At 72.8% G+C, this 13,779-nt stretch carries 15 protein-coding genes; 9 read left to right on the forward strand and 6 right to left on the reverse strand.

The genetic code is table 11. From position 1 onward, the window contains the following. Both ACFZBU_RS16940 and ACFZBU_RS16945 read right to left on the reverse strand, forming a co-directional pair. The coding region (locus ACFZBU_RS16940) for a M4 family metallopeptidase (RefSeq protein WP_391584362.1) at positions 1–1,250 on the reverse strand (1,250 nt) is incomplete at its 3' end. Positions 1,251–1,495: 245 nt separating this feature from the next. Then, the gene (locus tag ACFZBU_RS16945; protein WP_391584363.1) at positions 1,496–3,049 is read right to left on the reverse strand and encodes a M4 family metallopeptidase; all 1,554 of its coding nucleotides are present in this window, start codon (positions 3,047–3,049) and stop codon (positions 1,496–1,498) included. Positions 3,050–3,236: 187 nt separating this feature from the next. On the opposite strand from ACFZBU_RS16945, the gene ACFZBU_RS16950 reads away from it, so the two are divergent. Together ACFZBU_RS16950 and ACFZBU_RS16955 are read left to right on the forward strand one after the other, a co-directional pair. Continuing rightward, positions 3,237–3,371, forward strand: a complete 135-nt coding sequence (locus ACFZBU_RS16950; protein ID WP_391584364.1) for a hypothetical protein — start codon at positions 3,237–3,239, stop codon at positions 3,369–3,371. A gap of 377 nt (positions 3,372–3,748) precedes the next feature. Beyond that, complete coding sequence (locus ACFZBU_RS16955; protein WP_391584365.1) at positions 3,749–4,255, forward strand: hypothetical protein; 507 nt, start codon at positions 3,749–3,751, stop codon at positions 4,253–4,255. A gap of 268 nt (positions 4,256–4,523) precedes the next feature. On the opposite strand, the gene ACFZBU_RS16960 is transcribed toward ACFZBU_RS16955, so the two are convergent. From ACFZBU_RS16960 to ACFZBU_RS16975, 4 genes are all read right to left on the reverse strand, one after another. Continuing rightward, positions 4,524–4,757 (reverse strand): DUF2795 domain-containing protein, encoded by a 234-nt coding sequence (locus ACFZBU_RS16960; RefSeq protein ID WP_391584366.1) that lies wholly within the window; start codon positions 4,755–4,757, stop codon positions 4,524–4,526. Positions 4,758–5,067: 310 nt separating this feature from the next. Continuing rightward, positions 5,068–6,081: a hypothetical protein gene (locus ACFZBU_RS16965; RefSeq protein ID WP_391584367.1), complete on the reverse strand. Its 1,014-nt coding sequence runs from the start codon at positions 6,079–6,081 to the stop codon at positions 5,068–5,070. A 91-nt stretch (positions 6,082–6,172) separates the two neighbouring features. Continuing rightward, complete coding sequence (locus ACFZBU_RS16970) at positions 6,173–6,808, reverse strand: class I SAM-dependent methyltransferase (RefSeq protein ID WP_391584368.1); 636 nt, start codon at positions 6,806–6,808, stop codon at positions 6,173–6,175. Between the two features lie 31 nt (positions 6,809–6,839). Further along, entirely contained in the window at positions 6,840–7,442 is a 603-nt protein-coding gene (locus ACFZBU_RS16975; protein WP_391584369.1) for a TetR/AcrR family transcriptional regulator, read from the reverse strand. Positions 7,443–7,808: 366 nt separating this feature from the next. On the opposite strand from ACFZBU_RS16975, the gene ACFZBU_RS16980 reads away from it, so the two are divergent. The 7 genes from ACFZBU_RS16980 to ACFZBU_RS17010 all read left to right on the forward strand — a co-directional run bounded on the left by ACFZBU_RS16980 (position 7,809) and on the right by ACFZBU_RS17010 (position 13,722). Continuing rightward, positions 7,809–8,267 carry a hypothetical protein gene (locus ACFZBU_RS16980; protein WP_391584370.1) on the forward strand — a complete coding sequence of 153 codons (459 nt, stop codon included), beginning with the start codon at positions 7,809–7,811 and terminating at the stop codon, positions 8,265–8,267. 98 nt (positions 8,268–8,365) lie between these two features. Continuing rightward, positions 8,366–8,596 (forward strand): hypothetical protein, encoded by a 231-nt coding sequence (locus ACFZBU_RS16985; protein ID WP_391584371.1) that lies wholly within the window; start codon positions 8,366–8,368, stop codon positions 8,594–8,596. Positions 8,597–9,534: 938 nt separating this feature from the next. Then, on the forward strand, positions 9,535–10,593 hold the full coding sequence (locus tag ACFZBU_RS16990; protein WP_391584372.1) for a metal ABC transporter substrate-binding protein: 1,059 nt from the start codon (positions 9,535–9,537) through the stop codon (positions 10,591–10,593). Positions 10,594–10,596: 3 nt separating this feature from the next. Beyond that, a complete protein-coding gene (locus ACFZBU_RS16995; RefSeq protein WP_391584373.1) occupies positions 10,597–11,370 on the forward strand; it encodes a metal ABC transporter ATP-binding protein in 774 nt (257 codons plus the stop codon). An 8-nt stretch (positions 11,371–11,378) separates the two neighbouring features. Beyond that, positions 11,379–12,308, forward strand: coding sequence for a metal ABC transporter permease (locus ACFZBU_RS17000; RefSeq protein ID WP_391584374.1), 930 nt, complete (start codon positions 11,379–11,381; stop codon positions 12,306–12,308). After that, positions 12,305–13,162, forward strand: a complete 858-nt coding sequence (locus ACFZBU_RS17005; RefSeq protein WP_391584375.1) for a metal ABC transporter permease — start codon at positions 12,305–12,307, stop codon at positions 13,160–13,162. Before ACFZBU_RS17000 ends, ACFZBU_RS17005 begins: the two co-directional genes overlap by 4 nt. Positions 13,163–13,179: 17 nt before the next feature. After that, positions 13,180–13,722: a Fur family transcriptional regulator gene (locus tag ACFZBU_RS17010; protein ID WP_391584376.1), complete on the forward strand. Its 543-nt coding sequence runs from the start codon at positions 13,180–13,182 to the stop codon at positions 13,720–13,722. Positions 13,723–13,779: the final 57 nt, after the last annotated feature.

The raw sequence follows: 13,779 nt of genomic DNA on the forward strand, positions 1-13,779 counted from the left end.
CCTGCCGCGGCGTGTTCCTCCGTGTTGGGGATGGAGGAGCTGTAGCAGTCCGGGTCGCCGTTGGTGGAGGGCTTGTACATGTAGCGGATCGGGCCCTGGCCGACCAGGTTGACGACCTCGCCGACGGTGTAGTCGGGGGTGTCGTACGGGGAGGGCTCGTTGGTGTAGGCCTCGGTGAGTGCGCCCATGATGTCGCCGGTGGACTCGCCCAGGCCCGGTTCGGTGCCCGCGCCGCCGGGGGTGAACTGGTCGATGCCGTGGCCGAATTCGTGGCCGACCACGTCCATGGACGCGATCCACTGGTTCGACTGGTTGTGGCCGATGGAGACGGAGGAGCCGTCCCAGTAGGCGTTGACGTCGTTGAGGCCGACCTTGACCGGCCAGCTCCCGCCGTTGCCGTTGTGCCCGTTGCGACCGAGCCAGTCGCGGAGCATGTTCCATTCCTTCTGCGCCGCCCACATGACGTCGACGCAGCCGGTCTCCTTGCTGGACGCCTGGCCGTTGCCCCACGAGTCGCTGGACTTCGTGAAGACCTGGCCGGTGCTGTAGTCCGCGCAGGTCAGACCGGGACGGTTCGGGTCGCGCAGCGAGTAGGAGCTGCCCGAGCCGGTGGTGTCGATGGTGAGCGGATTCGGGCCGTTCCATTGGCTGTTGCCGCTGCCGGCCTTGACGTCGTCGACGGTGTCGAGCACCGTGCCCGTGCTCGCATCGACGAAGACGTGCAGCCGGCTGGGTGCGGTGGCGGTACGACCGATCAGCACGGTCTCCCAGGCCAGTGCGCTCTTGCCGTCCTTGACCCGGACGACCAGACGGTGCGAGTCGACCTTGTCCACGACCGCGAGCTTGGTCTTGGACGTGGCCTCGGCCGCGCCGGCCGCCACGACGGGCTGGATCTGGACGGCTATGCGGGCATCGGTCGAGGATTGGGTCGCGCGGACGCGGCCCTGGCCGTCGGCGAGCACGACGGCGTCGCCGCCGACCACCGGGATGCCCCGGTAGGTGCGCTCGTAGGCGACGGAGTAGAGGCCGTTGACCCAGGGGGTCACCGCTTGGCGCTGGTACTCCTCGTCGGGACCCTTGGCGAGGGTGTCCAGACCACTGGCAGCGGCCCGGTCGGCGGCGGAGACCGCCAGGGCCTGCGAGCCGGGCGGAGGGGACGGATCGGCGGCGGCCGGCTGAGCAACCGTGCCGATCGCCAAACCGGCGAGCATGGCCAGGACGGTCCCGGCCGTGGTCGTTCTGCGATTCATCGAGGCTCCTTGAGTGGAAGGCAGACCTCGACCACGAATCCGGCTTTGTGCCGCACGCCTTGTGAGCGTTGCGGCCGACCGTGCACGCCGGGGTTCGTGCCCGAGCGAGCGAAACACTCACACGGTCACGTGGGTTGAGCGAAGGGATCCGGCGAGGCCAGCAAATACTGGCTAAATCGCGCGACCCCGGCGTGCCGATCGTGGAGGTGTCCGCCCCGGCCGCCGAGGCGGCGCGGGGAACCGGGTCAAGGGGCCACAGGGCAGGACGGGTCGTAGGTCGCCGGCACGTTCACGGCGTTCCAGGCATCCCTGGTCTTCCGGTACAGGGCGCACGTGGGGTCGAGGACCTTGGCCGCCTTCAGGGTTTGGCCGCGTAGCTTCGGGTAGTCCGTGCCGCGTGTCCTGAGCAGCAAGCCGCCGTAGAAGACCTTGCCGGCCGTTTGGATGCCGACTCCGGTGAGGGTGCTGCCGTTGCAGGTCGGGCTGGCGGGCTTGCCGCCACCGGGGTTGGTGCCTTCGGCGAGCAGATAGAACCAGTGGTTCAGCGGGCCCGTGGCTCTGTGCTCGTCCGGAGGCAACGTGCTCGAATAGCAGTTCGGGTCCCCGGCGAGCGAGGGGTTGTACATGTAGCGGATCGGTCCGTGGCTGCCCAGGTCGACCATTTCGCCGACGGTGTAGTCCGGGGTGTCGAACGGCGCGGGTTCGTTGGCGTACGCCTCGGTGAGCGCGCCGAAGATGTCGCCGGTGCCCTCGATCAGGCCGACTTGCGCGAACGGATGGCCGGGACTGGTCTGGTCGATGCCGTGACCGTACTCGTGGCCCACGATGTCCATCGCGCCCAACCACTGGCTCTTGACGTCGTGGCCGATGAACACCCGGGTGCCGTCGAACCAGGCGTTCACGGTGTCGATGCCGACGACCACCGGCCAGGTGCCGCCGTTCCCGTTGTGCCCGTTGCGGCCGAGCCAGTCGCGGAGCATGTTCCACTCCTTCTGCGCGGCCCACATGGAGTCGACGCAGCCGGTCTCCACGGCGGTGGGGTTGCCCGTGCCCCAGTCGTCGACGGTCTTGGTGAGCACGCCGGCGTTGTACTTCGAGCAACTCAGGCCCGGGCGGGTGAGGTCCTGCATGAAATAGGTGCCGCCGGAGCCGGCGGTGGTGATGGTGATCGGGTCGGGGCCGTTCCACTTGCTGTGCCCGGTTCCGGCGTGCACGTCGTCGTAGGAGTCGAGTACCACGCCGGTGCCGGCGTCGACGAAGACGTGCAGACGGCTGGGGGCGGAGTCGGTGCGGCCGATCAGCACGGTCTCCCAGGCCGGTCGGGCGGCGTCCGCGCCCACGTGCACCACCAGGCGACGCGCGTCGATCCGGTCGACCACGGCAAGTCGGGTGCGTGCGGTGGTCTCGGCCGCCTCGGCCGGTACGGTCGGCTCGGTCGGGATGTCGCCGGGAAGTGCGCCGCCGGTCTCCACGGCACGGACCTTGCCGGTGCCGTCGGCCAACACGGCGGCGTCGCCGCCGACTACGGGAAGTCCGCGGTAGACGCGGGTGTAGGCGATCGAGTAGAGGTCGTCCACCCACGGTGTCACCATGCTCCGCAGGTAGGTTTCGCCGGGTGCCCGGGCCGGCGCGTTCGGACCGCTGCCGACGGCCCGGTCGGCCGCGTCGATCGCCGCCGTCCGAGCGGCGGCCGAGGCGGGGGCCGGTGGTGGTGCCGCGTTCGATGGGGCGGTGGTGCCGATCACCAGGCCGGCGAGCAGGGCCGGGACCGACCCGAGCGTCAGCGTTCTGCGATGCATCGAGGCTCCTCGGGTTGAAGGCACGCCCCGACCACGAATCCGACTGCCATCGCGCCGGGTTCGTCGCCCGAGCGAAGGAACCCTCACACCGGGCTCGGCACATGGTCAACGAACATCGATTTATCGGCACATTTTGGCTAGACCGTGCCACGGCATCGGCGCCGGCGTGGCGCGGTGGCGCGGGCCTGTGCCCGTGCGGTTCCGGGTGCGTCAGGGCTTCTTCGGCGCCTTCCGGGCCTACGCCGCGGCGTGCCGACTGTCCCTGACCGGGACGATCAACCAGGCCGCGGCCGACTCGCCGCCGCTGCCGGTCGCCGCGTAACGGATCGCTGCGGACCACCGACCGGCGGGTCGGCCCCGGCCGGTCCGAACCGGCCGAAGCGGGTTCCGACGGGTGGGTCTACGACCTGCGGCGTCCGCGGCGCATCCGACACCGGTCACGGCCGGCGGCGACCGGCGGATCGGAGCACGGCCCACCCTCACACCTACGCTGGGGACATGGACTCTTCGATGATGCGACGAGCAAGGCGCCGGCCGGGTGGTCGAGGGTCGGGCCGGGGGGTCGCGTGACATCCGGATCGCCCGGGTGACCCGGTACGCCCGCCCCGGTGTGCTCACCTGGGAACTGCGCTTGGATGCGCGCGGGTTCGTGCCCGAGTCGCGACCCGCGTCCCGGCCGGCCGTGGACGAAGGAGCAGGGTGACCGGGAGCGGGACGGATGCGGCGGGGGGCTTCGAGCCGGCGACCGGTGCCGAGGTGCGGCCGGTGTCGGTGGCGGGTGGGGGCGCGGGGACGGCGGAGCGGGCGGCGGCGGTTCGGGAGGCGTTCGATGCGCTGCTGCGGATTCGGGCGGTGGTGAACACGGCGGTGCCGGATCCGGGTGCGGTGCCCGCCGAGTGGGAGCGGGTTCGGATGGTGCGGGCGATCAGCCTGTCCCTGGAGGCGGCCGGGGTGCCGCCGTCGGCGGTCGACGAGCGGGGCGAGCGCACGGCGACGGGATACTGCGTCACGGCGACCGAGCATCCCGCGGTGGTGCGGGTGGAGTGGCCGGGCCCGCGTGGAAGCGGCGCGCGGCACGAGGCGGAGACGGCGCTGCGCGGGTGCGCACGAGTGCTGGGCGAGCTGGGCTGGGTGGTGCTGGAGTACCGCGGCAGGGCCGGCCGGCGGTACCTGGAGGTCGAGGCGCCCTCGACGGTGCGGCGGTGAGCGGCGGGTGGCGCGGCGGTGGGTGACGGCGGCGCGGAAGGGGGGCGCGGCGGTGGGTGACGCGGCGCGGCGGACGGGTGACGGCGCGGTGCGCGACGCCGGTTCAGCGTACGAAGATTGCGCGGCGCGCGAAGTACGGCGCGGCGCGCGGGAGCGGCGGGGAGGCGGTGTGCCGGAGCGGGCGGCCGCTGTCGCTTCGGCTGCCCCCGTCGGTCTGCGGTGCGTGGGTCGGTCGCGGGCGGCGTCGTGGGTTGGGCGGTGGGAGTGGCTACAGACCTGGGTCCATTCCGGCGTGTCGCCCGCACAGGGCCATGCACACCTGGTTCGGCCCCTCGTACGGGCGTTCCGGCAGTGCCGCCAGGGCCCGGGTGACCCATACCGCGGCTCCGTTGTTCGTGGCCGCCGCCGACAGCGCTTCCGGACGGGCCGGGAATCGCACGCCGAACAGCGCGCACTGCAGCGCCTCGGGTTCCATCAACGTCGATTCGCCACTACTGCGCATGGCTCCTCCACAACACCACCCGGCCAACTGGTGCGCGACCCGGCGGCCGGTGTCGCCGAACACACCGGGCACCGGCCTCCGCGCGCCCTCCGGGGTGCGCGTCGACACGGAGGGCCGTCTGTCACACGAGCACCGCACATCGGTCGGGGCTCGGGATCCCGAGGCGCCGGCAGCTTTCCGTCTCAGAGCTATAATACGCCGCTCCGCCCCGACGGGACCCGGGATCGGAACGCGCCGCCCCTACCACCCGCCATCGGCGCAGCCCGGCCCGTTTCGAACCCGACGCCGGCCGATTTCGGGTGGGGCGATCTCATGTGGTGAACCCGAGGTGCACGTGGTCCCGGTGGGTCGGGTCGCTGAAGAACGCGGCGCCGGAGAGTTGGTACGGGCCGCCCACGTTGTACGAGCCGGCCGCCGCGCCCGCCCGCATGAAGCCCTCGACGAGGGCGCGCGGCGTGGTCGGGTCCACCACGGATCGGCCGTCGATGCGCCATACGTCGACGGCCCGCCCCCGTGGGTGGTCGCTGGGGCGGTTGGTGCCGAACACGTTGATGGGGTGGCCCGAGCGCAGGATGCTGACGTCGATGGTGCGGTCGGCGGCGAGCGTCTCCAACGCGGTCAGCACCGACGCGTGCACGGCGCCGGCCCGCACGTCGGCCGCCGCGGCGGGCGGCAGGGTGATGCGCGAGTCGGCCAGGATCCGGGACGCCTGGGCGGAGAGCGACGCGGCGGCCGGTCCGGGATCCGAGGGGTACAGCGTGGTGACCGTCCAGACGGGAGTGGCCCGGCTCAACCGCACGTCCACGGTCGACCCGTCCGCCGTCACCGTGCCGTCCTCGGCCCGCGTCCACCGCCGGCAGACGACGAGGACACTCGCGGTGTCGTCCAGGATGCCGCCGTATTGGGCGTCGACCACTTCGAGCACGGCCTCCGGAGCCGGGGACGACAGCGAGCCCGCCCGGTCGGCCAACTCCGGGTCGAAGCCCAGCACGGCGAGGCGTGCCCGGGCCGCCTCGGGCCCCTGCCCGCCGGGCGGCCACGCCCCCAGAGCCGACACCAGGGTGACCGCACGCTGCTTCACCTGCGGCTGCACGTCGCCGGGATCGGGCGCCCACGCGGTGACCGTGGGCAGCGCGGACGGGGTAGTCGTGGCGGGAGTGCCCCCGCTCGGCGGCGCGGGTCCGGTCGGCGCCGCGGTCGCGGCCGGTGTGCCGCTCGTGGGCGTCGATGTCGCGGTCCGCCCACCGGAGGACGAGCAACCCGTCGCCACTGTGGCAACGCCCAGCAGCACCGCACGCCGACTCATCGCATACGGATCGTTCACCTCGCCACGGTAGGTCGCGCTCCCACCGGCTCCCGGCAGATCGCGGCCGGCGGAACCGGGTGTCGCGGCGCGCCGCCGCCTCGACGCCGGCTCAGGGCCGGGCTCGATAGACCAGGAGATGGCGCCAGAAGAGCAATCGGCGCACGGCGCATCCGGGCAACAGCGCCGCGGCCTCGCGCCGGATGCTGGACAGCGGCATCGTGGGCGTACGCACCGGCGCCGTCGTGCCTTGCTCGACCGCGCGGTCGCGTTCGCGGTCGCGGAGCCGCTCCTTCGCGGCCACGGCGAGCCGGGCGGCGGCGTTGACCGGGACGGCGGCGAGGCTGTACGCCCAGTCCACCGGGGTCCGCTCGGGATGGCAGCCCAGGATCACCAGGACCCCGCCCGGTGCGAGGGCGTCCCGCAGGGTGGCGACGGTGTCGAACGGCACGTGATGGATGCTCGCCAGGCACGAGATGAAGTCGTAGTGCCCGCGCGGGAGTTCGATGTCGGTGACGTCCGCGCACACGAAGCTCGGATTCGGCGCACCCGCGGTGGTCGGGGATCGGCGACGGGCCTCGGCGACCACCTCCTCGGCCGGATCGATCGCGTCCACCACGATGCCCGACGCGGCGAGCCGGCGCGCGAAACGCCCGGTGCCGCAGCCCACATCCAATGCCGTCCGACAGTTCTTCGGCACCTGACGCAGCAGCAGCGGATGGTAGTGGTCGTTGTGATCGAAAGACATGTCCGCGACCCTGCCACAGCGCATCCGGGCGTCAGCCGGCCGCGTCTCCCGTGGCCGCGACGAGGGCGCCGTCCAGCAGCGCGTCGAGGTAGCGCTGCGCCAACTCGGGGTCGTTGCGGTCGGGGGAGTGGCGTACGGCGAAGCCCAGTCCGCAGAGCATGAGCTGGACGTCGGTGGGCCCCAGGGGCGGGCGCAGGGACTCGGCGCCGGCCGCACGGGTCAGCAGGTTGCCGGTCACGCGCAGCAGGTGGTCGCGCAGTTCCAGGGTCTCGGCGGTGGCGGCCCCGGGGCCGAAGGCAGCCGCGGTGAAGGCCTCGTCCTGGGCGTAGGCGATCAGCGCGGCCGCCAGGAAGTCGCGCAGGGCGCGCCGCGCGTCCGGCAGCCCGGCGGCGCGTTGGGCGTGTCGGATCAGCTCGTCGAACCGGTCGGCGGCGAGTGCTTCGAGCAGCGCCTCGGGGGTGGGGAAGTGCCGGTAGACGGTGCCGACGCCGACGTCGGCGGCCAGTGCGACCGCGTTCAACTGGGGCGGCCTGCCCCTGCGCGCCAGATCGCGCGCGGCATCCATGATCCGGCGCCGATTGCGCGCGGCATCCTTGCGCAGCGTGGGTCTATGGGGTGCGGCCGTGTCGTCCATGCGGTGACGCTATCGGCCGAGCGGACGGCTGGTCCATGTGGCCGATCGATTCCACTCGACGCGGATCGCCGGCTGCCACCTGCTGCGCGCGGCCGCGGCCGAGCCGTATTTCGCCGCACCTTGCCGCACCTCGCCGGCCTTGCCGACCGCCGCCGATCTCTCCGGTCGTCCGGAAGCCGAGCCGGAGGCCGAAGCGCTCGGGACCGTCCGCGCGTGTCCGGGGGAGGGCCGACCGGTGTGGGCGGGCCGGGCAGGTGGTGGGGTGGTTCGCCGGATCGGGTGAAATCTTGGTCGGTTCGGCCTCGTTGCCGTGCCGGCGACGGAAATCGGAGGTTCTCTCGGAGAGCGGTACCGAGGGAGGTCAGGATGGGGCAGGTCGCGGCCGGTGGTGCTTCCGCCCGGCACGGCGTGTTCGGGGTGATCGTGCTGATTGCCTTGATGGCCCTGTTGCACGCGACCCACGTCCCGGGAATCGCCCATCGCGCGGCGGCGGATCCGGAGCGTTGCCCGATCGGCGTGGTCGGCCGCGCCACCGTGTCCGTCACCCCCGACGCGCCCGCCGACGGACCGCCCGGCGACCACTCGGTGCGCAGCGCCACGCCCGCCGGCGAAACCGGCGGCCGACACGGACCCGCCGTCGGCCCCGCGTGCACGCCGACCACGGCCCGGCCTCGGCACCACTCCACCACCGCTTCGACTTCCGCCCTCGCGGACACCGTGGCGTCCCGTCCCGCCGATCCGGCCGAGGCCGGCCGGATCCGCGCCCGCACGGCCACGAGCGTTCCCGGACCGACCCCTTCGCGGACCGTCGTCCTGCGCTGCTGAGCGATCACCGCCGCCGAGCCGCCGCCGCACCCCGCGCGTGGCCGGACCGGCGTGTCCGCGTTCGACACCTCAGCCCCGCGAACCCGGGAGATCCCGCCATGCCCCTTGACGCCTACCTGCTCATGAGCGCCCTCGTGCGCGCCGAAGCCGCTCGCTCCGCCGCCACTGCCGGCACCGCCGCGACCTCGGACACCCCTCCGCCCATTGCCACTTCGGGCCGAACCACGCCCGAAGCGAGCACCCCCGACACGGATCCGCCCGCGGTCGGCTCCTCCGGCGCGGATCAGCAGACCGACCCGCAACCTCCATCCGCGACGTCGAAGTCGTAGCACCCACACAGGCCACCCGGCCCACCCGGTCCTCCCACCCCGGTGTCCCCCCGCGTACTCGCGCCGGGGGACACCGGCGCTTCCCGCCGCCGATGCTTGCTGCCGTGGGCTATGCAGATGAAGACATCGGGAGCCCACGACAAGCCCGCCGCCGACCCGCGGCCTTCAACACCCGCAGCGCCGACTTCACGTTCCCGACCCGCTCCACGACCACAAGCACGGCCACGATCGACTGCTCGGACGGCAACACGTATCCCCGCTCGTGGCCGGAAGATCTCCTCGAAACCGCGGACGCGGCCCGCCTTCATCCCGCGCCGCGCCGCAGGCCCCTCCGCACCCGAGCCGTGCCCGCCTCACGCCCGCGCGGCCGCACGGTCCCGCCCGCCCTGCGCCGCTTCGCCTCCTGCCCGTGCCCTTGCTCGACCCGAGCCCGCCCGACGCCCCTTGCTTACGTCCGCCCCACGGGCGCTCGGGCTCGCGCTCGTGCCCGCCTCCCGCTCGTGCGGCCCCGCGCTCGTGCTCGCCCCGAGCCTGCCCGACGCCCGCTCCGCCTCGTGGTCGTGCCCGCTCCGCGTCCGCGCCGCGCCCGTTTCCGTATCCGCGCCCACCCAACGCCCGTGCTGCCTCGCGTTCGCTCTACGCCCGTGCCGCCGGCTTCCCGTTCACCCCTCGTCCGGGCGGCCCCGTGCTCGCGCTCGCCCAACGTCGGTGTTGCTTCACGCCCGTGCCGCCCGGCCTCCCATCGCCCGTCGCCCGCCGCCCGCCGCCCGCCGCGCGTCCGGGGCCGCGTCCGGAGCCGGGTCGAGGGTCGCTCTTGGGGGGCGATGGGGGGCGTCTGGACAGGGGTTGGTTAGATGATTATGGTTTTCATTATCGAATGATCGAGGCGGCGTCTGCCCGTCGGTGCGTCGATTCACCCCTGCCTGGAGAGAGTTCTGATGCGTATATCCACCCGTGCGGTTTTTGCCGTCGCCGCCACCGCCCTGACCGCCGGGACTTTGACCGCGTGTGGTTCCGACGACAAGGACACCAAGGACACCAACGGCACCAAGGGCGAGAACCGGGCCGGGTCCGCCGCGCCGGTGGCCGGCGGCGGGTCGCCGGGCGGCGGTTCCGGGCCCCGGATCAAGGTCGTGGCGACCACGACGCAGGTTGCCGACTTCGTGCGCAACGTCGGTGGCGACCGGGTCGAGGTGACCCAGTTGATCAAGGCCAACGCGAGCGCCCACGAGTACGAGGCGACGCCGACGGATCTGAACGCCATTCGCGCGGCCAAGCTGGTCGTGGAAAACGGCGTCGACATGGAGAAGGCGTGGTTGCCCAAGGCGGTCCAGGCCGCGGGCTTCAAGGGCCCGGTGGTGGACACTTCCGTCGGGGTGCAGCTCCGCAAGGGCGAGCACGAAGAGCACGAGGAGCACGCCCAGCAGGAAGAGCACGAGGAGCACGAACACGGTGAGTACGACCCGCACATCTGGCACAACCCGCTCAACGCCAAGGTGATGGTGACCAACATCGCCAAGGCGTTGACCGCCGCCGACGGGGCCAACGCGAAGGTGTACGAGAACAACCTGGCCGGGTACGCCGCCAAGCTCGACGCGCTCGATGCCGACAACCGGGCCAAGCTGGACGGCATTCCGGCGGCGAACCGCAAACTCGTCACCAACCACGACGCACTGGGCTACTACGTCGACCGCTACCGGCTGGAGTTCGTCGGCTCGATCATCCCGAGCTTCGACGACCAGGCCGAACTCTCCGGCAGCCGGATCGAGGACGTCGTGGCCAGGATCAAGGCCACCGGCGCCAAGGCCGTGTTCGCCGAAAGCGCGCTGCCGCCCAAGACCGCCGCGACCATCGCCCGGGAAGCGGGCGTCAAGGTCGTCGCCGGCGACGACTCGCTCTACGCCGACTCGCTCGGCGCCTCCGGGTCCGCCGGCGCCACCTACCTCGCATCCGAGGCGCACAACACGGACACCATCGTCGCCGCACTGCGGGGCTGAGCGATGACCGACCGCATCGAGACGACACCGGATCCGGTCCGCTTCACCGAGGCGACCATGGCCTACGACCGCACCCCGGCGCTGACCCGGGTCGACGGCCGCGTCCCGGCCGGGCAGGCGGTGGCCCTGGTCGGCCCCAACGGCGGCGGCAAGTCCACCCTGATCAAGGCCGTCCTGGGCCTGGTCCCCGTGGTCGCCGGAGCGGTCACCGTGGCCGGTCGGCGCCCGGCCGCGGCCCGCGCGTTCGTCGGCTACGTACCGCAGGCGGCGAACCTGGACCCGGAATTCCCGGTCACCGCGCGCCAGGTGGTGCTGATGGGCCGCTACCGGCTGATCGGCCGACTGCGGCGTCCCGGCCGCCGGGACCGGGCCGCCGCCGACGAGGCGCTGGCCGTGGTCGGCCTCGCCGATCGGGCGCACGCGCGCTTCGGTGCCCTGTCGGGCGGCCAACGCCAGCGCGTACTGCTGGCCCGCGCGCTGTCCGCGCAACCGCCGATCCTGGTCCTGGACGAGCCGTTCAACGGCGTCGACGCGGTGAGTCAGGAAGCCCTGATCGACGCGCTGGTCCGGGCCAAGGACGCCGGCACCGCGGTCCTGGTCAGCACCCACGACCTGGCCGTGGCGCAACGATTGTGCGAGCAGACCTGTCTGGTCAACCGCCGGCAATTCGCCTTCGGCGACACCGAGTCCGCGCTCACCCCGGAACTGCTGTGCGCCTGCTACGGCGGACAGGTCCTCGAACTCGACGCCGGCCGACTCGTCGTCACCCCGGGCTGAGGCCGGCCGTGGACACCACCCTGCTCATGGAGCCCTTCCGGGTCCCCTACCTGACCCGGGCCCTGATCGAACTGACCATCCTGGGCGTCCTGTGCGGCACCGTCGGCGCGTTCGTCGCGCTGCGCCGGCTGGAGTTCGTCGCCGACGCGCTCACCCACACGGTTTTCCCCGGCGTCGCCATCGGCTTCGCCCTCCGAGGCGCGGACGGCGTGTTCGAGGGCGCGCTGATCGCGGCCGGCATCACCGCCGGCGTGCTGACCCTGCTCACCCGCAACCGGCGCACCAGCGACGACGCCGCGCTGGCGATCGTGCTGACCGCGATGTTCTCGATCGGCGTGGTCGTCGTCTCGCGCAGCCACTCCTACACCGCCGACTTCCAGACCTTCCTGTTCGGCCAGATCCTCTACACGTCCCGCACGCAGATCCTCGAGACCGCGGTGGTCGCCATGGTGTGCCTGGCCGTCCTCGCCGCGCTGGGCCGGGAACTGTTCCTGCGCAGCTTCGACGTCGAGGCCGCCCGCGCCGCCGGCCACCGGGTCGGCGCGCTGGATCTGGCGCTGAACCTGGTGATCGCCCTGACCGTAGTCGCCGCGGTACGCACCATCGGCACCGCGCTGGTGCTGGCGCTTCTGGTGGTCCCCGCGACCATCGGCCGCACCCTGGGCGATCGGCTCGGCCCGATCATCGCGATCGGCGTCGGCTCGGCCGTACTGTGCGGATACCTCGGCCTGACCATCAGCTACACCGCCTCCATCGACCACGACCTGGCCCTGCCTGCCGGACCGACCGTCGTGCTCACCCTGGTCGTGGCGTATCTGCTCGCCCTGGCCGCGGCCGGCCTCGTTCGCCGGCGCGGCGTGCGCGCGTCCGCCCACGCACCGGCCGTGCGGATCCCCGCCCCGCCGGTGGTCCCCCGGCCGACCGGGAGCCCCCGATGACCTGGTTCGACACGTACACCCACCGCGCCTACGCCGAGGCCGTCATGGTCGGCCTGCTCGCCGGCGTCGTCGGCGTCCAGGTGGTGCTGCGCAAGCTGGCCTTCCACGCCATGGCAATGACCCATGCCACCTTCCCCGGCGTCGTGCTCGCCTCGATGCTGGGCCTGGACATCTACCTGGGCGGTGCCGCGGTCGGCGTGTTGTTGTCGCTGGCCATCGTCGGCCTGACCCGGAGCCCGAGCCGGACCGCGTCCGGGGCGACCGGGGTGATCCTGGCCGCCGGCTTCGCCCTGGGCGCCGCACTGGTCGCCGCCGGGCCCGCGGGAGACCGCAAACTCTCCGCCTTCCTGGTCGGTTCCATCGTCACCACCGACACCCGCGACCTCGTGGTCACGGCCGGCACCGGGGCGGTGATCCTGCTCGTGCTCGGGTTGTGCGCCAAGGAACTCACCTTCGCCGCCTTCGACCACGAGGGCATGCGGGCCGCCGGCCACCCGGTGACCGCGCTGGACCTGCTGCTCCTGCTGGTCGTCCAGGCGGTCGTCGTGGTGCTGACCCCGGCGGTGGGCATCATGCTCACGCTGGCGCTGCTGGTGGCGCCGGCCGCCGCGGCCCGACTGTGGACCGACTCGCTCGCCCGCACCACCGCACTGGCCGGCGCGCTGGGCATCGGCAGCGCCTCGGCCGGGCTGGAGATCTCCCGGCACTACGACGTCGCCGCGGGGGCGACCATCGCGCTGGTGGCCGCCGCCGGATTCGTCCTGTCCCTGCTCCTGTCGCCGCGCCACGGTCTGCTCGGTCGCCTCGTCCGGCGCCGACCCGCCGCCGCCGCGTCGGCCGCGGCGGCAGGCTGAACCCGTCCGGAGGATCGATGCCGTCGGCAACAGACCCCGCCCGCGAGCCCATCGGCCGCCCGCAGACCCCGCGCCGGGCCACCGCCCATCGGGACACCGTGGCCCGAGCCCTGGCCGCGCACGGCGGCTTCGTGAGCGCCCAGGAACTGTTCGTCTGGATGCGGGACCGGGACGGAGAGCGCGACCGAGACCGGGACGGCGACCGAGATCGCGAGCGAGGCGCAGATCGGGACCCGGACACAGACAACGAGCGAGGCGCAGACCGGGGGGATCGAATCCGGAACCGCCCGGTCAGCCTCAGCACCACCTATCGCAGCCTCGCCGCACTGGCCGCGGACGGTAGTGCGGACAGCCGGTACACCGTCGACGGCGAGCGCCAGTACCGACGGCGACGGCGACCGGATCACCACCACCTGCTGATCTGCCGGCTGTGCGGTATAGCGGTCGAGGTGCACTCGGAGGCCGTCGAACGGTGGACCGCGACCGCCGGTGCCCGACACGGCTTCACCGAGATTCGCCACGCCATCGAACTCACCGGCAGGTGCCGGCGCTGCCGATGAGCCGCCGGTAGCGCACGGCGCCCCCGGTGGTTCGGTGTCCTCGGTGGTTCGACCGGT

The organism is Embleya sp. NPDC008237, from assembly GCF_042956465.1.
Taxonomy (GTDB): domain Bacteria; phylum Actinomycetota; class Actinomycetes; order Streptomycetales; family Streptomycetaceae; genus Embleya.

Excerpts from the sequence above, each read along its gene's own strand:
- ACFZBU_RS16975 (WP_391584369.1), bottom strand. The coding sequence starts at position 7,442 with ATGGACGACACGGCCGCACCCCATAGACCCACGCTGCGCAAGGATGCC.
- ACFZBU_RS16990 (WP_391584372.1), top strand. The coding sequence starts at position 9,535 with ATGCGTATATCCACCCGTGCGGTTTTTGCCGTCGCCGCCACCGCCCTG.
- ACFZBU_RS17010 (WP_391584376.1), top strand. The coding sequence starts at position 13,180 with ATGCCGTCGGCAACAGACCCCGCCCGCGAGCCCATCGGCCGCCCGCAG.
- ACFZBU_RS16960 (WP_391584366.1), bottom strand. The coding sequence starts at position 4,757 with ATGCGCAGTAGTGGCGAATCGACGTTGATGGAACCCGAGGCGCTGCAG.
- ACFZBU_RS16985 (WP_391584371.1), top strand. The coding sequence starts at position 8,366 with ATGCCCCTTGACGCCTACCTGCTCATGAGCGCCCTCGTGCGCGCCGAA.
- ACFZBU_RS16970 (WP_391584368.1), bottom strand. The coding sequence starts at position 6,808 with ATGTCTTTCGATCACAACGACCACTACCATCCGCTGCTGCTGCGTCAG.
- ACFZBU_RS16945 (WP_391584363.1), bottom strand. The coding sequence starts at position 3,049 with ATGCATCGCAGAACGCTGACGCTCGGGTCGGTCCCGGCCCTGCTCGCC.
- ACFZBU_RS16980 (WP_391584370.1), top strand. The coding sequence starts at position 7,809 with ATGGGGCAGGTCGCGGCCGGTGGTGCTTCCGCCCGGCACGGCGTGTTC.
- ACFZBU_RS16995 (WP_391584373.1), top strand. The coding sequence starts at position 10,597 with ATGACCGACCGCATCGAGACGACACCGGATCCGGTCCGCTTCACCGAG.
- ACFZBU_RS17005 (WP_391584375.1), top strand. The coding sequence starts at position 12,305 with ATGACCTGGTTCGACACGTACACCCACCGCGCCTACGCCGAGGCCGTC.